This is a genomic window from Kitasatospora purpeofusca (assembly GCF_042691725.1).
GTDB classification, from domain to species: domain Bacteria; phylum Actinomycetota; class Actinomycetes; order Streptomycetales; family Streptomycetaceae; genus Kitasatospora; species Kitasatospora purpeofusca_B.
Map to the genome: position 1 here is coordinate 5,434,230 of NZ_CP170483.1, position 13,978 is coordinate 5,448,207.

Sequence of the window (13,978 nt, forward strand, 5' to 3'; positions counted from 1 at the left end):
CGTTACATTGCGAGAGGAGTGGACCCGCCCGCCGACCCCGCGGAGGACCCCATGACCGCCGAACCGCCCGCCGAGCCGCGCCGCACCGAGTCCGGCTTCCCGTTCGCACCGGTGTACGGCCCCGAGGCCCTGGCCGGCCGGGACCCGGACGAGCGGCTGGGCCGTCCGGGGGAGTACCCGTTCACCCGGGGGATCCATCCGACCATGTACACCGGCCGGCCCTGGACGATGCGCCAGTACGCCGGCTTCGGCACCGCCGCCGAGTCCAACGCCCGCTACCGGCGGCTGATCGCCGGCGGCTCCACCGGCCTCTCGGTCGCCTTCGACCTGCCCACCCAGATGGGCTACGACTCGGACGCCCCGCTCGCCGCCGGGGAGGTCGGCAAGGTCGGGGTGGCGATCGACGGCGTCGAGGACATGGCCGAGCTGTTCGCGGGCATCCCGCTCGGCGAGGTCTCCACCTCGATGACCATCAACGCGCCGGCCGCCGTGCTGCTGCTCCTCTACCAGCTGGCCGGCGAGGCCCGGGGCGTCCCGCCGGCCCGGCTCACCGGCACGGTGCAGAACGACGTGCTGAAGGAGTACATCGCCCGCGGGACGTACATCTTCCCGCCGCAGCCCTCGCTGCGGCTGGTCGCCGACCTCTTCCGGTACTGCCGGGCCGAGATCCCGCGCTGGAACACCATCTCGATCTCCGGCTACCACATGGCCGAGGCCGGGGCCACGCCCGCGCAGGAGATCGCCTTCACCCTGGCGAACGGCGTCGCCTACGTGCGCGCCGCGCTGGCCGCCGGGCTGGCGGTGGACGACTTCGCGCCCCGGCTCTCCTTCTTCTTCGTGGCCCGCAGCACCCTGCTGGAGGAGGTCGCCAAGTTCCGCGCCGCCCGCCGGATCTGGGCCCGGGTGATGCGCGAGGAGTTCGGCGCGCGGGACCCGCGCTCGCAGCGGCTGCGCTTCCACACCCAGACCGCGGGCGTCCAACTCACCGCCCAGCAGCCCGAGGTGAACCTGGTCCGGGTCGCGGTGCAGGCGCTCGCGGCGGTGCTCGGCGGCACCCAGTCGCTGCACACCAACTCCTTCGACGAGGCGCTGGCGCTGCCCACCGAGAAGGCCGCCCGGCTCGCCCTGCGCACCCAGCAGGTGCTCGCCCACGAGACCGATGTGACGGCCACCGTCGACCCGTTCGCCGGCTCGTACGCGGTGGAGGCGCTGACCGACGAGGTGGAGGCCGCCGTCCTCGGCCTGATGGCGCGGGTCGAGGAAATGGGCGGGGCGGTGGCCGCGATCGAGGCCGGCTACCAGAAGGCGGAGATCGAGCGCAGCGCCTACCGGATCCAGCGGGAGACCGAGACGGGCGCGCGCACGGTGGTCGGGGTCAACCGGTTCCGGCTGGAGCCGGGGGAGTTGGCGGCCGAGGAGCCGTACCGGCCGCTGCGGGTGGACCCGGCGATCGAGGCGCGGCAGGCCGCCCGGCTGGCCCGGCTGCGGGCGGCGCGCGACGGCGCCGCGGTGGACCGGGCGCTGGGCGCGCTGCGCCGGGCCGCCGGGGGCCGGGACAACGTGCTGTACCCGATGCGCGAGGCGCTGGCCGCGCGGGCCACCGTCGGCGAGGTCTGCGACGCGCTGCGCGAGGTGTGGGGCCGGTACGTCCCGGTCGAACGCTTTTGAGCCATTGTCCGGGCGTCCCGGAACCCGTGCGGAGCCCCTGCGAGCGGCCGTCAACCGCCCGGTCGAGCGGGCCGTGACCTTGATCGCCGATGGTCGTTGCACAGGGCAGGCACCATGGGGAAGGCGGCTGAAACAAGATGTCATACCCACCAGCGCGGCCGGTATGCGCCCATCCGGGGACTTCTTTTCGGGAAGTCGGGCCAAATCCCCCCAACAGGCCTACCCTTGTTGAGATGAACCGTCGTGAGTCCGCCCAAGCGGCCGTCACCCTCACCGCTGCCCGCCCCGCCGCCGGTCTCCGCGACCGGGTACGGGAGCTGGAGCCCGAGCTGATCGCCTTCCGGCGGGACCTGCACCGGCACCCGGAGCTGGGCCGCCAGGAGTTCCGAACCACCGGCCTGCTGCGCGACCGTCTGGTCGCCGCCGGCCTCGCCCCCCGGATCCTCCCGGGCGGCACCGGAATGCTCGTCGACATCGTTCCCGAGTCCGCCCCGCGCGGGGCGGAGTTCCTCGCCTTCCGCGCGGACCTCGACGCCCTGCCGATCGACGACGCCAAGACCGACGTCCCCTACCGTTCGAGCGTCCCCGGCCGGGCCCACGCCTGCGGCCACGACGTGCACACCTCGGTGGTGCTCGGCACCACGCTGGTGCTCGCCGAGGCGGCCCGCACCGGTGAGCTGCGGCGCCCGGTCCGGATGGTCTTCCAGCCCGCCGAGGAGGTCATGCCCGGCGGCGCGCTGGAGGTGATCGCGGCCGGCGGCATGGAGGGCGTCGGCCGGATCTTCGCCGTGCACTGCGACCCCAAGGTGGAGGTGGGCCGGATCGGCCTGCGGGTCGGGGCGATCACCTCGGCCTGCGACCGCCTGGTGCTCCACCTGGACGGCCCCGGCGGCCACACCGCGCGCCCGCACCTGACCACCGACCTGGTCACCGCGGTCGCCCGCACCGCCGCCGAGCTGCCGGCCGCGCTGGCCCGCCGGATGGACCCGCGCTGGGGCGTCTCGCTGGTCTGGGGCCGGATCGCCGCCGGCTCCGCGCCGAACGTCATCCCGCAGCACGCGGAGCTGGAGGGCACCGTCCGCTGCCTGGAGCTGGCCGGCTGGCGGGAGGCGCCGGACCTGCTGCACGAGCTGATCGCCCGGCTCGCCGAGACCTACCGCGCGAAGTGGACGCTCGACTACCACCGGGGCGTGCCGCCGGTGGTCAACGAGGCGGTCTCGGTCGGGCTGCTGGAGGCGGCCATGACCGCGCGCTTCGGCCGGGACGGCGCCGAGGTGGTCGAGGACACCGAGCAGTCGCTCGGCGGGGAGGACTTCTCCTGGTACCTGGAGCACGCCCCCGGCGCGCTGGCCCGGCTCGGCGTGCGGGCGCCCGGCGACACCACCGTCCGCGACCTGCACCAGGGCCGCTTCGACGTGGACGAGCGCGCGATCGCCATCGCGGTGGAGCTGTTCACCGCGCTGGCGCTGGAGCCCGGCACGCTCTGACGCCGTCACCACCCGGACCGACCGGAACCGGACACCCGCCAAGGGTGTCCGGTTTGTCGCCGATGCGACCCATTTCTCCTGGTCCGTACACCGGGTCGCGCCGGTTCCAATCACCGTCCGTGGAGGGGAAAGGGGCGTCAGGGCGACGGCGAGACCACGGTTTGGTAACAACCCGAATGCTCCGGCGGCCTGTAATACAACCGTGTTCTACGCGCGTTACGGTGGCGTCCGACCACGCTAAACGGGTGCGTGTGAGAAGGAGATACTCCCTTGCGCCGTTCTACTAAGCTCGCCGCGGTTGTGCTCTCGGGTTCCCTGGGCATCGCCTCGCTCGCCGCTTGCGGCGCAAAGAGCAACGACAGCAACACCTCCTCGGGCTCGTCCGAGGGTGGCCTGAAGGTCGGCATGGCCTACGACATCGGCGGCCGTGGCGACCAGTCCTTCAACGACTCCGCGGCTCGCGGCCTGGACAAGGCCAAGAGCGATCTGGGTGTCGCGGTCACCGAGGCCGACGCCAAGACCGGTGAGGCGGAGGCCGACAAGGAGACCCGCCTCAAGAACCTGGTCACCGCGGGCTACAACCCGATCATCGCGGTCGGCTTCGTGTACCAGGCGGCCGTCGAGAAGGTCGCCAAGGAGAACCCGAACACCAAGTTCGCGATCATCGACTCGGCCTCCGACACCCAGCCGACCAACGTCACCTCGCTGACGTTCTCGGAGCAGGAGGGCTCCTACCTGGCCGGTGTCGCCGCCGCCAACAAGTCGAAGACCAAGCACGTCGGCTTCATCGGCGGTGTGCAGTCCGAGCTGATCAAGAAGTTCGAGGCGGGCTACCGCGCGGGCGTCAAGTCCGTCGACCCGCAGATGCCGGTCGAGGTCACCTACCTGACCACGCCGCCGGACTTCTCCGGCTTCGCCGCCCCCGACAAGGGCAAGGAAGCCGCGCAGGGCCAGCTCGACAAGAAGGCCGACGTCATCTACACCGCCGCCGGCTCCTCCGGCAACGGTGCCATCGAGGCCGTCGCCAACGCCGGCGCCCTGGCCATCGGCGTCGACTCCGACCAGGCCGCCCAGCCCGCCCTGGCGAAGTACAAGAACAGCATCATGACCTCGATGGTCAAGAACATCGACAAGGCCGTCTTCTCCTACATCGAGTCCGCCAAGAAGGCCGAGCCCTTCACCGGTGTGAAGAACTTCGACCTCAAGGCCGACGGTGTCTCGCTCGCCACCACCGGCGGCAAGATCGACGACATCAAGGCCAAGCTCGACGAGGCCGCCGCCGCCATCAAGGGCGGCTCCACCACCGTCCCGACCGACCCGTCGAAGCTGTAAGGCTCCAGGGCTCGACCGGACGGCACCGGCACTGCCGCCTGCCCGGCAGCGCCATGATGGACCCAGCATCAGGGAGGGGCCCGGCAGGGTGCGCTCAGTGCGTACCCCCGGGCCCCGTCCCGTCCCCACCTCCTTTTCCGCTTTGGCCCTCCAGCGCAACGACGCGCCTCCAGACCACCAGGAGACCGCCATCACCGCATCCGACCCCGCCCCGACGACGGGCGGTAACCCCAGCGCGGGGACGGCGACACCGGCCGTCGAACTGCGCGGAATCACCAAGCGCTTCCCCGGCGTCGTGGCCAACCACGACATCAACCTCACCGTCCGCACCGGCACCGTGCACGCCCTCATGGGCGAGAACGGCGCCGGCAAGTCGACCCTGATGAAGATCCTCTACGGCATGCAGAAGCCGGACGAGGGCACCATCGCGATCAACGGCGAACCGTGCGAGTTCAACACCCCGGGCGACGCCATCGCGCGCGGCATCGGCATGGTGCACCAGCACTTCATGCTGGCCGACAACCTCACCGTCCTGGAGAACGTCGTCCTCGGCGGCGAGCACCTGCACGGCATCGGGGCCAAGGCCAAGGAGAAGATCGAGCAGATCTCCGAGCAGTACGGCCTGGGCGTGCGCCCGGACGCCCTGGTCGAGGACCTCGGGGTGGCCGACCGCCAGCGCGTCGAGATCCTCAAGGTGCTCTACCGCGGGGCCAAGATCCTCATCCTCGACGAGCCCACGGCCGTGCTCGTGCCGCAGGAGGTCGACGCGCTGTTCGACAACCTGCGCGAGCTGAAGTCCGAGGGCGTCACCGTCATCTTCATCTCGCACAAGCTGCACGAGGTGCTCTCGGTGGCCGACGCGATCAGCGTCATCCGCCGCGGCACCACCGTCGGCGACGCCGACCCGAAGAGCGTCACCGCCCGTCGGCTCGCCGAGCTGATGGTCGGCGCCGAGCTGCCCTCCCCGGAGAGCCGCGAGTCGACCGTCACCACCACCGAGATGCTGAGCGTCGAGGGCCTGCGGATCGCCAAGACCGACGCCGAGGGCATCGAGCGCGTCGTCCTGGACGACATCTCGCTGCGCATCCACAAGGGCGAGATCCTCGGCATCGCCGGCGTCGAGGGCAACGGCCAGGCCGAACTGGTCGAGGCCGTCATGGGCATGCTCCCGCTGGACGCCGGCACCGTGACCCTGGACGGCAAGGACCTCTCCGGCACCCTCACCCGGGCCCGCCGCGAGGCCGGCATCGGCTACATCCCCGAGGACCGCCACCGGCACGGCCTGCTGCTGGAGGCCCCGCTCTGGGAGAACCGGATCCTCGGCCACGTCACCGAACGCCCCAACTCCAAGGGCGTGCTGCTCGACCCGGCCGCCGCCCGCAAGGACACCCAGCGGATCGTCGAGGAGTACGACGTCCGCACCCCCGGCATCGAGGTCACCGCGGCCTCCCTCTCCGGCGGCAACCAGCAGAAGCTGATCATCGGCCGCGAGATGAGCCACGACCCCAAGCTGCTGATCGCCGCCCACCCCACCCGCGGGGTGGACGTCGGCGCCCAGGCGCAGATCTGGGAGCACATCCGGGTCGCCCAGCGGGCCGGCCTCGCCGTGCTGCTGATCTCCGCCGACCTGGACGAGCTGATCGGCCTGTCCGACACCATCAAGGTGATCTACCGCGGCCGGCTGGTCGCCGACGCCGACCCGGAGACCGTGACCGCCGAGGACCTCGGCACCGCGATGACCGGCGCCGCCGGCGGCCACATCGAGTCCGAGCCGGAGGCGCTCGCGCAGGCGCAGGCCCTCGCGGCGGAGGGCACCGAGGCGGCGCCGTCCGACGCCGTGCCGTCCGACGCCCCCACCGACACCGCCGACGACCAGCAGGCGGGGGAGTAACCACATGACCAGTCCCAAGCCCGCCGCCAAGCCCTCGTCGGCGAAGCGGTTCGACGGCGAGAAGATCGTTCTCGCCCTTGCCGCGCCGGTGCTCGCCGTCGTGCTGTCCGTCGCGATCTGTTCGGTGCTCCTGGCGACCTCGGGCAAGAACCCGTTCGACGCCTGGAACGTGATGATCACGTACGCGACCAAGTCGGACGGCCAGGTGGCCATCCTCAACCGGTCCACCACGTACTACCTGGCCGCCGCGGCCGCCGCCTTCGGCTTCCGGATGAACCTCTTCAACATCGGTGTCGAGGGCCAGTACAAGGTCGCCGCGCTGTTCGCGGCCTTCGTCGGCAGCCAGGTCGACCTGCCGTCGTTCCTCCAGATCCCGCTGCTGCTGATCACCGCCATGCTGGTGGGTGGCCTGTACGCGAGCATCGCCGGTCTGCTGAAGGTCTTCCGCGGCGTCAGCGAGGTCATCGCGACCATCATGCTGAACGCCATCGCGGTGGCCATCGTCGGCCTGCTGCTCGTGCCCGGCATCTTCGCGCCGGAGAAGAGCGGGACCAGCAACGCGATCCAGACCGCCCCGGTCTCGCAGTCCAGCCACTTCTTCGCGATCAACACCGACGGCGGGCCGCTCTACGGCTTCCTCTTCGTCGCGATCCTGGTCGGCGTGGCCTTCCAGTTCACCCTGACCCGCACCCGCTTCGGCTTCGACCTGCGCGCCACCGGCCGCTCGGAGACCGCCGCCACCGCGTCCGGTGTGAACGTCAAGCGCATGGTCGTCATCTCCATGATGGTCTCCGGTGCGCTGGCCGGTCTGATCGGTCTGCCCGAGCTGCTGCAGAACTCGTACAACTTCGGCCAGAGCTTCCAGGGCGGCCTCGGCTTCCTGGGCATCTCGGTCGCGCTGCTCGGCCGCAACAGCCCGATCGGCATGGCCTTCGCGGCCCTGCTGTTCGCCTTCCTGGACGCCACCGGCTCCCAGCTGCCGCTCCAGGGCGGCTTCCCGTTCGAGATCGTCCCGGTCATGCAGGGCACCATCGTCATCTGCGTCGTCGTCGCCTACGAGCTGGTGCGCCGTTACGGCCTCAAGCGCCAGCAGCAGAAGGTCGGCGCCGAGCTCGCCGCCCAGGCCGCCGCGGCCGAGAAGAAGGAGGTGTCCGCATGAGCACGGCCACCGCAGCCCGCGCCAAGGCGCCGGGTGCTCCCGCCAAGAAGCGCAAGATGACCTGGCCCGTGGTGCTGCTGCTGATCGCGGGCGCCCTGGTCCTGTTCTCCGCCGTCGGCCTGATCACCGACAACCACTCGCTGACCTCCTCCGGGCAGATCACCGCCGCGCTCAGCGCCGCCGTGCCGATCGGCATGGCCGGTCTGGGCGGCCTCTGGTCCGAGCGGGCCGGTGTGGTCAACATCGGCCTCGAAGGCATGATGGTCGCCGGCACCTTCGCCGGCGCCTGGGGCGGCTACCTCGTCAACCCGTGGTTCGGCCTGGTGGCCGGCATGATCGGCGGCGCCCTGGGCGGCCTGCTGCACGCGGTCATCACGGTGACCTTCGGCGTCGACCACATCGTGTCCGGTGTCGGCGTCAACCTGCTGATCCCCGGCATCTGCGCGTACGTCAACCGGATCTACTACAAGGACTACATCTCCGCCGGCGCCGGCGCGAACCAGTCCCCGCCGGCCGACCCGCTGCCGTACATCACCGTCCCAGGCCTCTCCTCGGGGCTGAAGGACATCGAGGCGCACCACTGGTTCCTGGTCTCGGACGTGGCCGGCGTGCTCGGCGGCCTGGTCACCAACATCTCGGTGGTCGTGCTGCTGGCCGGCGCGCTGATCGTGGTCAGCTACTTCGCGCTCTGGCGCACCGTGTTCGGCCTGCGGCTGCGCTCCTGCGGTGAGAACCCGACCGCGGCGGAGTCGCTGGGCGTCAACGTCTACAAGTACAAGTACCTCGCGGTCATCACCTCCGGTGCCTTCGCGGGCCTCGGCGGTGCGTACCTCTCGCTGGTCGCGGCGCACTTCTACAAGGACGGCCAGACCAACGGCCGCGGCTTCATCGGCCTCGCGGCGATGATCTTCGGCAACTGGATGCCGGGCGGCCTCGCCATGGGCGCCGGCCTGTTCGGCTTCACCGACAGCCTCCAGCTGCGCGACCCGGAGTCGGTGCACGTGCTGATCCTGGTGGTCGCCATCGCGATGGTGCTGCTGGCGGCCTGGCACCTGTACCGCCGCGCGTTCACCTCGGCGGTGATCTCCGCGGTGGTCTCCGGCGGCCTGTTCCTCTGGTACTTCACCACCGACGAGGTGCAGCGTCCGCTGATCGTCGCCACGCCGTACGTGATCACCCTGGTGGTGCTCTCGCTGGCCTCGCAGCGGCTGCGGCCGCCGAAGGCCGACGGCCAGATCTACCGCAAGGGGCAGGGCAAGTGACGGCCGACGCCGAGACGGTGGACTGGCCCGCGCTGCGGACGGCGGCGCGCGAGGCGATGCGCCACGCGTACGCGCCGTACAGCAAGTTCCCGGTCGGCGCCGCCGCGCTGGTGGACGACGGCCGGGTGGTCACCGGCTGCAACGTGGAGAACGCCTCGTACGGGCTCGCGCTGTGCGCCGAGTGCGGCCTGGTCTCCGCGCTGCACGCCAGCGGCGGCGGCCGGCTGACCGCGTTCACCTGTGTGGACGGGGCCGGCGCGCTGCTGATGCCGTGCGGTCGCTGCCGCCAGCTGCTGTACGAGCACGGCGGGCCCGACCTGCTGATCGAGCTGCCGTCCGGTGTGCGGCCGATGAGTGACGTCCTGCCCGACGCGTTCGGGCCGGAGCGGCTGTAGCGGATCAGCTCTGGCACTGCCGATTGTTACGCGCGTAGAGTGTCGCGAGCGGGGCCCCAGCGGTCCGCTCGCGACACTCTTCGCCTTTGTCAGCCCTTTCTTGACCCTTCTTGACCTCTCTTGGAGCAATGGAGCAACCATGGACGCCATCTCCGTCATCAGGACCAAGCGCGACCGCGGAGAGCTGAGCGACGCTCAGATCGACTGGGTCATCGACGCCTACACCCGCGGCGAGGTCGCCGACGAGCAGATGTCCGCCCTGGCCATGGCCATCCTGCTGAACGGCATGAACCCGGGCGAGATCAGCCGGTGGACGGACGCGATGATCCGCTCCGGCGTCCGGATGGACTTCTCCTCGCTGGCGCAGCCCACCAGTGACAAGCACTCCACCGGCGGCGTCGGGGACAAGATCACCCTGCCGCTCGCCCCGCTGGTCGCCGCCTGCGGCGCCGCCGTCCCGCAGCTGTCCGGCCGCGGCCTCGGCCACACCGGCGGCACCCTCGACAAGCTGGAGTCCATCCCCGGCTGGCGCGCCCTGCTGTCCAACGAGGAGATGCTGCGGGTCCTGCGGGACACCGGCGCGGTCATCTGCGCGGCGGGCGACGGCCTCGCCCCGGCCGACAAGAAGCTGTACGCGCTGCGCGACGTCACCGGCACCGTCGAGGCGATCCCGCTGATCGCCTCCTCGATCATGTCCAAGAAGATCGCCGAGGGCACCGGCGCGCTCGTCCTCGACGTGAAGGTCGGCTCCGGCGCCTTCATGAAGAACATCGACGACGCCCGCGAGCTGGCCCGCACCATGGTCGGCCTCGGCACCTCGGCCGGCGTGAACACCGTCGCCCTGCTCACCGACATGTCCACCCCGCTCGGCCTCACCGCGGGCAACGCGCTGGAGGTCCGCGAGTCGATCGAGGTGCTGGCCGGCGGCGGCCCCGCCGACGTCGTCGAGCTCACCCTGGCACTGGCCCGCGAGATGCTCGCCGCCGCGGGCGTGCACGGCAAGGACCCGGCCGACGCGCTGCGCGACGGCTCCGCGATGGACCACTGGCGCCGCATGATCGCCGCCCAGGGCGGCGACGTCGACGCCCCGCTGCCGGTCGCCCGCGAGCAGCACGTCATCCCGGCCCCGGCCTCCGGCGTCCTCAGCACCCTCGACGCCTACGCGGTGGGCGTCTGCGCCTGGCGCCTCGGCGCGGGCCGCGCCCGCAAGGAGGACCCGGTGCAGGCCGGCGCCGGCGTCGAGATGCACGCCAAGCCCGGCGACACCGTGGTGGCCGGCCAGCCCCTGCTGACCCTGCACACCGACACCCCCGAGCGCTTCGACTACGCGGTCGAGGCCCTCGCCGGCGGCATCGAGGTCGCCCCGGCGGGCACGGCGTTCACCCCGACCCCGATCGTCCTGGACCGCATCGCCTGATGTGCCGCAGGTCTGCTCACGTACGCCGGATCAGGCGTACGTGAGCAGACCGCCGGTGTCGATGCTCCAGGGGCCGACGGTGATCGTGTCGCCGAAGGCGAACTCCTTGCGCGAGGTGTAGCCGGGTTCGTCGTGGACGATGCCGGTGCCCTTGCGCGGGTCGACGAGCAGGTAGAGCGGGATGCCCATGGCGGCGTAGTCGCGGACCTTGGCGTGGTAGTCGTTCTCGGGGTTGGACTGCGAGACGATCTCGACGACCAGCAGGACCTCGTGCGGCAGCAGCGCGGGCTGGTCGCTCTCCAGGGCTTCTTCGGCGAACACCATCAGGTCGGGGTTGCGCAGGCGTCCCAGACCGGCGTCCTCCAGGTCCGCGCCAGGATGTGCGACGTAGCCGGGGTGGGTCTGCGGGAGCTGGGCATTGAGCTGCCTCGCGATACGGATCACGGCGAGTTCGTGTTTCCTGACCGGCGACATCATCATGACGATCTCGCCGTCACGAATCTCGATCTTCCCTATTCCTGGCACCTGCGGGAACTGATCGGCGATCTCGCGTAGCCGGGCGTACACAGCAGGATCGATGCTCATATTCCGGAGTGTAGCGACGGCAGCCGACGGCCGGGCGTTCCTCACCCTGTCGCGGTGAGGGCGAGCTTCAGGAACTCCTCGGGGGCCTCGCGGACGAGGTCGTGGCCGGTGGGGAGGGTGTGGACGGTCCAGGCGGGGTCGGTGCGCAGGCGGGCGGCGGTGTCGAGGAACGGGGTGTCCTGGAAGCGCTCGGCGTGCAGGTAGACGCGGGGGACGGCCAGGGCGTCGGCGGCGCCGGTGAGGGTGACCGGCTGGAGCAGGCTCGCCAGCGGGTGGACGGTGGCGCGGGGGTCGAGGAAGGGGCTCAGGCCGACCAGGGTGTGGCCGCCGCCCGCCGCGGCCCCGGCGAGATAGCGCTGCTTCCACACGTCGTTGACGATCGCGTACGCCGACTCGCCGTCGCGCGGCACGAACGCGTCCGCGTACACCAGTCCGGCGATCCGCTCCGGCGCCCGGTCGGCCACCGCGAAGGCGACCATGCCGCCGTAGCTGTGCGAGACGAGCACGGCGTCGGTGATCCGCTCGGCCTCCAGCAGGCCCAGCACGTCCTGGACGTGGGTGTCGAGGTTGACCCCGCCCACCGCGCCGACGTGCCCGCGCTCGCTCACCCCCGTCAGCGTCACCGGGTGCGCCTCGTGCCCGGCGGCCCGCAGGCCCTCGGTGACCGGCCGGTACCACCAACCGCCGTGCAGGGCGCCGGGGATGAGGACGAAGGTGGCCATGGTGCGTTCCTCTGTTCGTGCGGGACCGGTGGGGACGTGAGGAAAGCTACGGCGGATACCTGACAACGAGCGTCAGGTATCCGCCGGATGCCGAACGGAAGCGGCGGCTTCAGGGACGGTCGAAGATCTCGTGGGTGCCGATGCGGCGCCAGAGGATGTGCGGTTCGCCGTCCTGGAGCGGCGTGCCGTAGCTGAACGTCGCCCGGCCGTCAGGTGCCCAGGTCAGCTCCCAGACGTCGGGGTGGCCCTGCATCTTCTTGACCCGCAGCCCCCGCCGGAAACCCTGGCCGGCGCGGAGGTCCGCGACGAACTGGGCGACTGCGGCCAGGAACGCGGCCTTCTGGGCCGGGCTGAGATTCTTCCAGTCACGCAGGAAGCGGGTCAGGGCCTCATACGTCGGCACGGCGCTTGATCTCCCCCAGGTCCAGCCCCGCCTCGTCGGCGAGCGACTGCAGGAACTCCTCACCATCCTGGAACACCTCGCCGCGCTCCCCCTGGGCGAGATCCTGGTCGACCTCGGCCTCCTTCTTCTGCCAGGCCGGGCTCCAGAACCAGGCCTGGTCGTCAGGAATGACGGAGGCGGGGGTCAGGACGATGCGGCCGTCCTCCACCGCGACGACCAGTTGGTCCCCCTCCTGGAGGTCCAACTGCTCTCTTATCTCCTGGGGGATGGTGACCACGCCCTTCTTCCGTACGGGCGTGGACACCAGATGGGGGCGACGGCGGCGCTTGAGGTCTGCCATGAGGAAAGTCTACCGCGCAGAAAGTCTGCCCGGCAGTCGTTCGGCCCGGCGGGCGGTGGTGTGGGCCTGGCGGGTGGCGTAGAGGGTGACGGCGGCGGCGAGGGCCATGGCGGTGAGGCCGATGGTGGCGGCGCCGGGCCAGCCGGTGGCGTGGTAGGCGTCGGCGCCGATCGTGCCGCCGAGGCTGTTGCCCAGGTAGTAGGCGATCAGGTAGAGCGCGGAGGCCTGGGCGCGGCCCTCGGTGGCGGTGCGGCCGACCGCGGCGGAGGCGGTGGCGTGGCCGGCGAAGAAGCCGGCGGTGATCAGCACCAGGCCGAGCAGGGCGAGGACCAGGGAGTCGGCGAGGGAGAGCAGCAGCCCGAGGGTGGTGGTGCCGATCGCGACGTACAGCGCGCCGCGCCGGCCGAGCCGGGCGGAGAGGCGGCCCGCGGCGGCGGAGGTGCCGGTGCCGACCAGGTAGACCACGAAGATCGAGGCGGCGATCGACTCCGGCAGGTGGAAGGGCGCGGCGATCAGCCGGTAGCCGACGGTGTTGTAGACCGCGCCGAACACGGCCATGAACAGCAGCCCCAGCGCGTACAGCCGCAGCAGCAGCGGGTTGCGCAGGTGGCGGCCGACGGTGCGGGCGAGGGCCCGGGCGTCCACCGGGGCGGGGGTGAAGTGCCGGGCGGCGGGGATCAGCAGCCGGAACGCCAGCGCGGCGAGCAGGGCGAGGACGGCGGAGGCGGCGAGCCCCCAGCGCCAGCCGAGGCCGGCCGCGACCCAGCCGGAGAGCAGCCGCCCGCCCATGCCGCCGATGCTGTTGCCCGCCACGTACAGGCCCATCGCGGAGGCCAGCGCGGAGGGGTGGACCTCCTCGGCGAGGTAGGCCATCGCGGTGGCGGGCAGCCCGGCGAGCGCGGCGCCCTGGAGGACCCGGAGCACGACCAGGGTGGTGAGGTCCGGCGCGAACGGCAGGGCGAGCGCGAGGGCGGAGGCGGCGAGGGTGGAGGCCGTCATCACGGCGGTGCGGCCGTACCGGTCGGAGAGCGCGCTCGCGGGGAGCAGGGCGAGCGCCAGGCCGAGGGTGGCGGCGGAGGCCGTCCAGCTGGCCTGACCGGGGGTGAGGCCGAGGTCGTCCGAGAGGACCGGCAGCAGGCCCTGGGTGGAGTAGAGCAGGACGAAGGTCGCGACACCGGCGGCGAACAGCGCGAGGTTGGCGCGGCGGAAGGAGCGCGTGCCGGGGCGGTGGCGGTCGTCCGGGGGGAGGGTGGTGGCGGCGGGGAGCGGGGCGGCGTCCGGCGCGATCGCGGACGCCCTGGTACTGGAGGGCTGCAT

At 71.7% G+C, this 13,978-nt stretch carries 13 protein-coding genes; 8 read left to right on the forward strand and 5 right to left on the reverse strand.

Annotation, left to right across the window (positions count from 1 at the left end; all coding sequences use genetic code 11):
- The first annotated feature begins 51 nt into the window (after positions 1–51).
- The 8 genes from ACFCLZ_RS23350 (at position 52) to ACFCLZ_RS23385 (ending at position 10,611) form a co-directional block, all read left to right on the forward strand.
- Positions 52–1,668, forward strand: coding sequence for a methylmalonyl-CoA mutase (locus tag ACFCLZ_RS23350; RefSeq protein WP_380278899.1), 1,617 nt, complete (start codon positions 52–54; stop codon positions 1,666–1,668).
- Positions 1,669–1,901: 233 nt separating this feature from the next.
- A complete protein-coding gene (locus ACFCLZ_RS23355) occupies positions 1,902–3,155 on the forward strand; it encodes an amidohydrolase (protein WP_380278901.1) in 1,254 nt (417 codons plus the stop codon).
- A gap of 270 nt (positions 3,156–3,425) precedes the next feature.
- Entirely contained in the window at positions 3,426–4,487 is a 1,062-nt protein-coding gene (locus tag ACFCLZ_RS23360; RefSeq protein WP_380278903.1) for a BMP family protein, read from the forward strand.
- A 97-nt stretch (positions 4,488–4,584) separates the two neighbouring features.
- Positions 4,585–6,378, forward strand: a complete 1,794-nt coding sequence (locus tag ACFCLZ_RS23365; protein ID WP_380278904.1) for an ABC transporter ATP-binding protein — start codon at positions 4,585–4,587, stop codon at positions 6,376–6,378.
- Between the two features lie 4 nt (positions 6,379–6,382).
- Complete coding sequence (locus ACFCLZ_RS23370; RefSeq protein WP_380278906.1) at positions 6,383–7,537, forward strand: ABC transporter permease; 1,155 nt, start codon at positions 6,383–6,385, stop codon at positions 7,535–7,537.
- The gene (locus ACFCLZ_RS23375; RefSeq protein ID WP_380278908.1) at positions 7,534–8,799 is read left to right on the forward strand and encodes an ABC transporter permease; all 1,266 of its coding nucleotides are present in this window, start codon (positions 7,534–7,536) and stop codon (positions 8,797–8,799) included. Before ACFCLZ_RS23370 ends, ACFCLZ_RS23375 begins: the two co-directional genes overlap by 4 nt.
- Entirely contained in the window at positions 8,796–9,194 is a 399-nt protein-coding gene (locus tag ACFCLZ_RS23380; protein WP_380278910.1) for a cytidine deaminase, read from the forward strand. Before ACFCLZ_RS23375 ends, ACFCLZ_RS23380 begins: the two co-directional genes overlap by 4 nt.
- Positions 9,195–9,333: 139 nt before the next feature.
- Positions 9,334–10,611: a thymidine phosphorylase gene (locus ACFCLZ_RS23385; protein WP_380278912.1), complete on the forward strand. Its 1,278-nt coding sequence runs from the start codon at positions 9,334–9,336 to the stop codon at positions 10,609–10,611.
- A 30-nt stretch (positions 10,612–10,641) separates the two neighbouring features.
- Here ACFCLZ_RS23385 and ACFCLZ_RS23390 read toward each other — a convergent pair whose 3' ends face one another.
- The 5 genes from ACFCLZ_RS23390 to ACFCLZ_RS23410 form a co-directional block, all read right to left on the reverse strand.
- Positions 10,642–11,196: a Uma2 family endonuclease gene (locus ACFCLZ_RS23390; protein WP_380278914.1), complete on the reverse strand. Its 555-nt coding sequence runs from the start codon at positions 11,194–11,196 to the stop codon at positions 10,642–10,644.
- Positions 11,197–11,237: 41 nt separating this feature from the next.
- Positions 11,238–11,918 (reverse strand): alpha/beta fold hydrolase, encoded by a 681-nt coding sequence (locus ACFCLZ_RS23395; RefSeq protein WP_380278916.1) that lies wholly within the window; start codon positions 11,916–11,918, stop codon positions 11,238–11,240.
- Between the two features lie 109 nt (positions 11,919–12,027).
- Positions 12,028–12,321 carry a hypothetical protein gene (locus ACFCLZ_RS23400; protein ID WP_380278918.1) on the reverse strand — a complete coding sequence of 98 codons (294 nt, stop codon included), beginning with the start codon at positions 12,319–12,321 and terminating at the stop codon, positions 12,028–12,030.
- Positions 12,308–12,661, reverse strand: a complete 354-nt coding sequence (locus ACFCLZ_RS23405) for an AbrB/MazE/SpoVT family DNA-binding domain-containing protein (RefSeq protein ID WP_380278920.1) — start codon at positions 12,659–12,661, stop codon at positions 12,308–12,310. Before ACFCLZ_RS23405 ends, ACFCLZ_RS23400 begins: the two co-directional genes overlap by 14 nt.
- A 9-nt stretch (positions 12,662–12,670) precedes the next feature.
- Positions 12,671–13,978 carry an MFS transporter gene (locus tag ACFCLZ_RS23410; protein WP_380278922.1) on the reverse strand — a complete coding sequence of 436 codons (1,308 nt, stop codon included), beginning with the start codon at positions 13,976–13,978 and terminating at the stop codon, positions 12,671–12,673.

Coding starts and splice junctions, on each gene's coding strand:
- ACFCLZ_RS23350 (WP_380278899.1), top strand. CDS start 52: ATGACCGCCGAACCGCCCGCCGAGCCGCGCCGCACCGAGTCCGGCTTC.
- ACFCLZ_RS23355 (WP_380278901.1), top strand. CDS start 1,902: ATGAACCGTCGTGAGTCCGCCCAAGCGGCCGTCACCCTCACCGCTGCC.
- ACFCLZ_RS23370 (WP_380278906.1), top strand. CDS start 6,383: ATGACCAGTCCCAAGCCCGCCGCCAAGCCCTCGTCGGCGAAGCGGTTC.
- ACFCLZ_RS23375 (WP_380278908.1), top strand. CDS start 7,534: ATGAGCACGGCCACCGCAGCCCGCGCCAAGGCGCCGGGTGCTCCCGCC.
- ACFCLZ_RS23385 (WP_380278912.1), top strand. CDS start 9,334: ATGGACGCCATCTCCGTCATCAGGACCAAGCGCGACCGCGGAGAGCTG.
- ACFCLZ_RS23390 (WP_380278914.1), bottom strand. CDS start 11,196: ATGAGCATCGATCCTGCTGTGTACGCCCGGCTACGCGAGATCGCCGAT.
- ACFCLZ_RS23395 (WP_380278916.1), bottom strand. CDS start 11,918: ATGGCCACCTTCGTCCTCATCCCCGGCGCCCTGCACGGCGGTTGGTGG.
- ACFCLZ_RS23405 (WP_380278920.1), bottom strand. CDS start 12,661: ATGGCAGACCTCAAGCGCCGCCGTCGCCCCCATCTGGTGTCCACGCCC.
- ACFCLZ_RS23410 (WP_380278922.1), bottom strand. CDS start 13,978: ATGCAGCCCTCCAGTACCAGGGCGTCCGCGATCGCGCCGGACGCCGCC.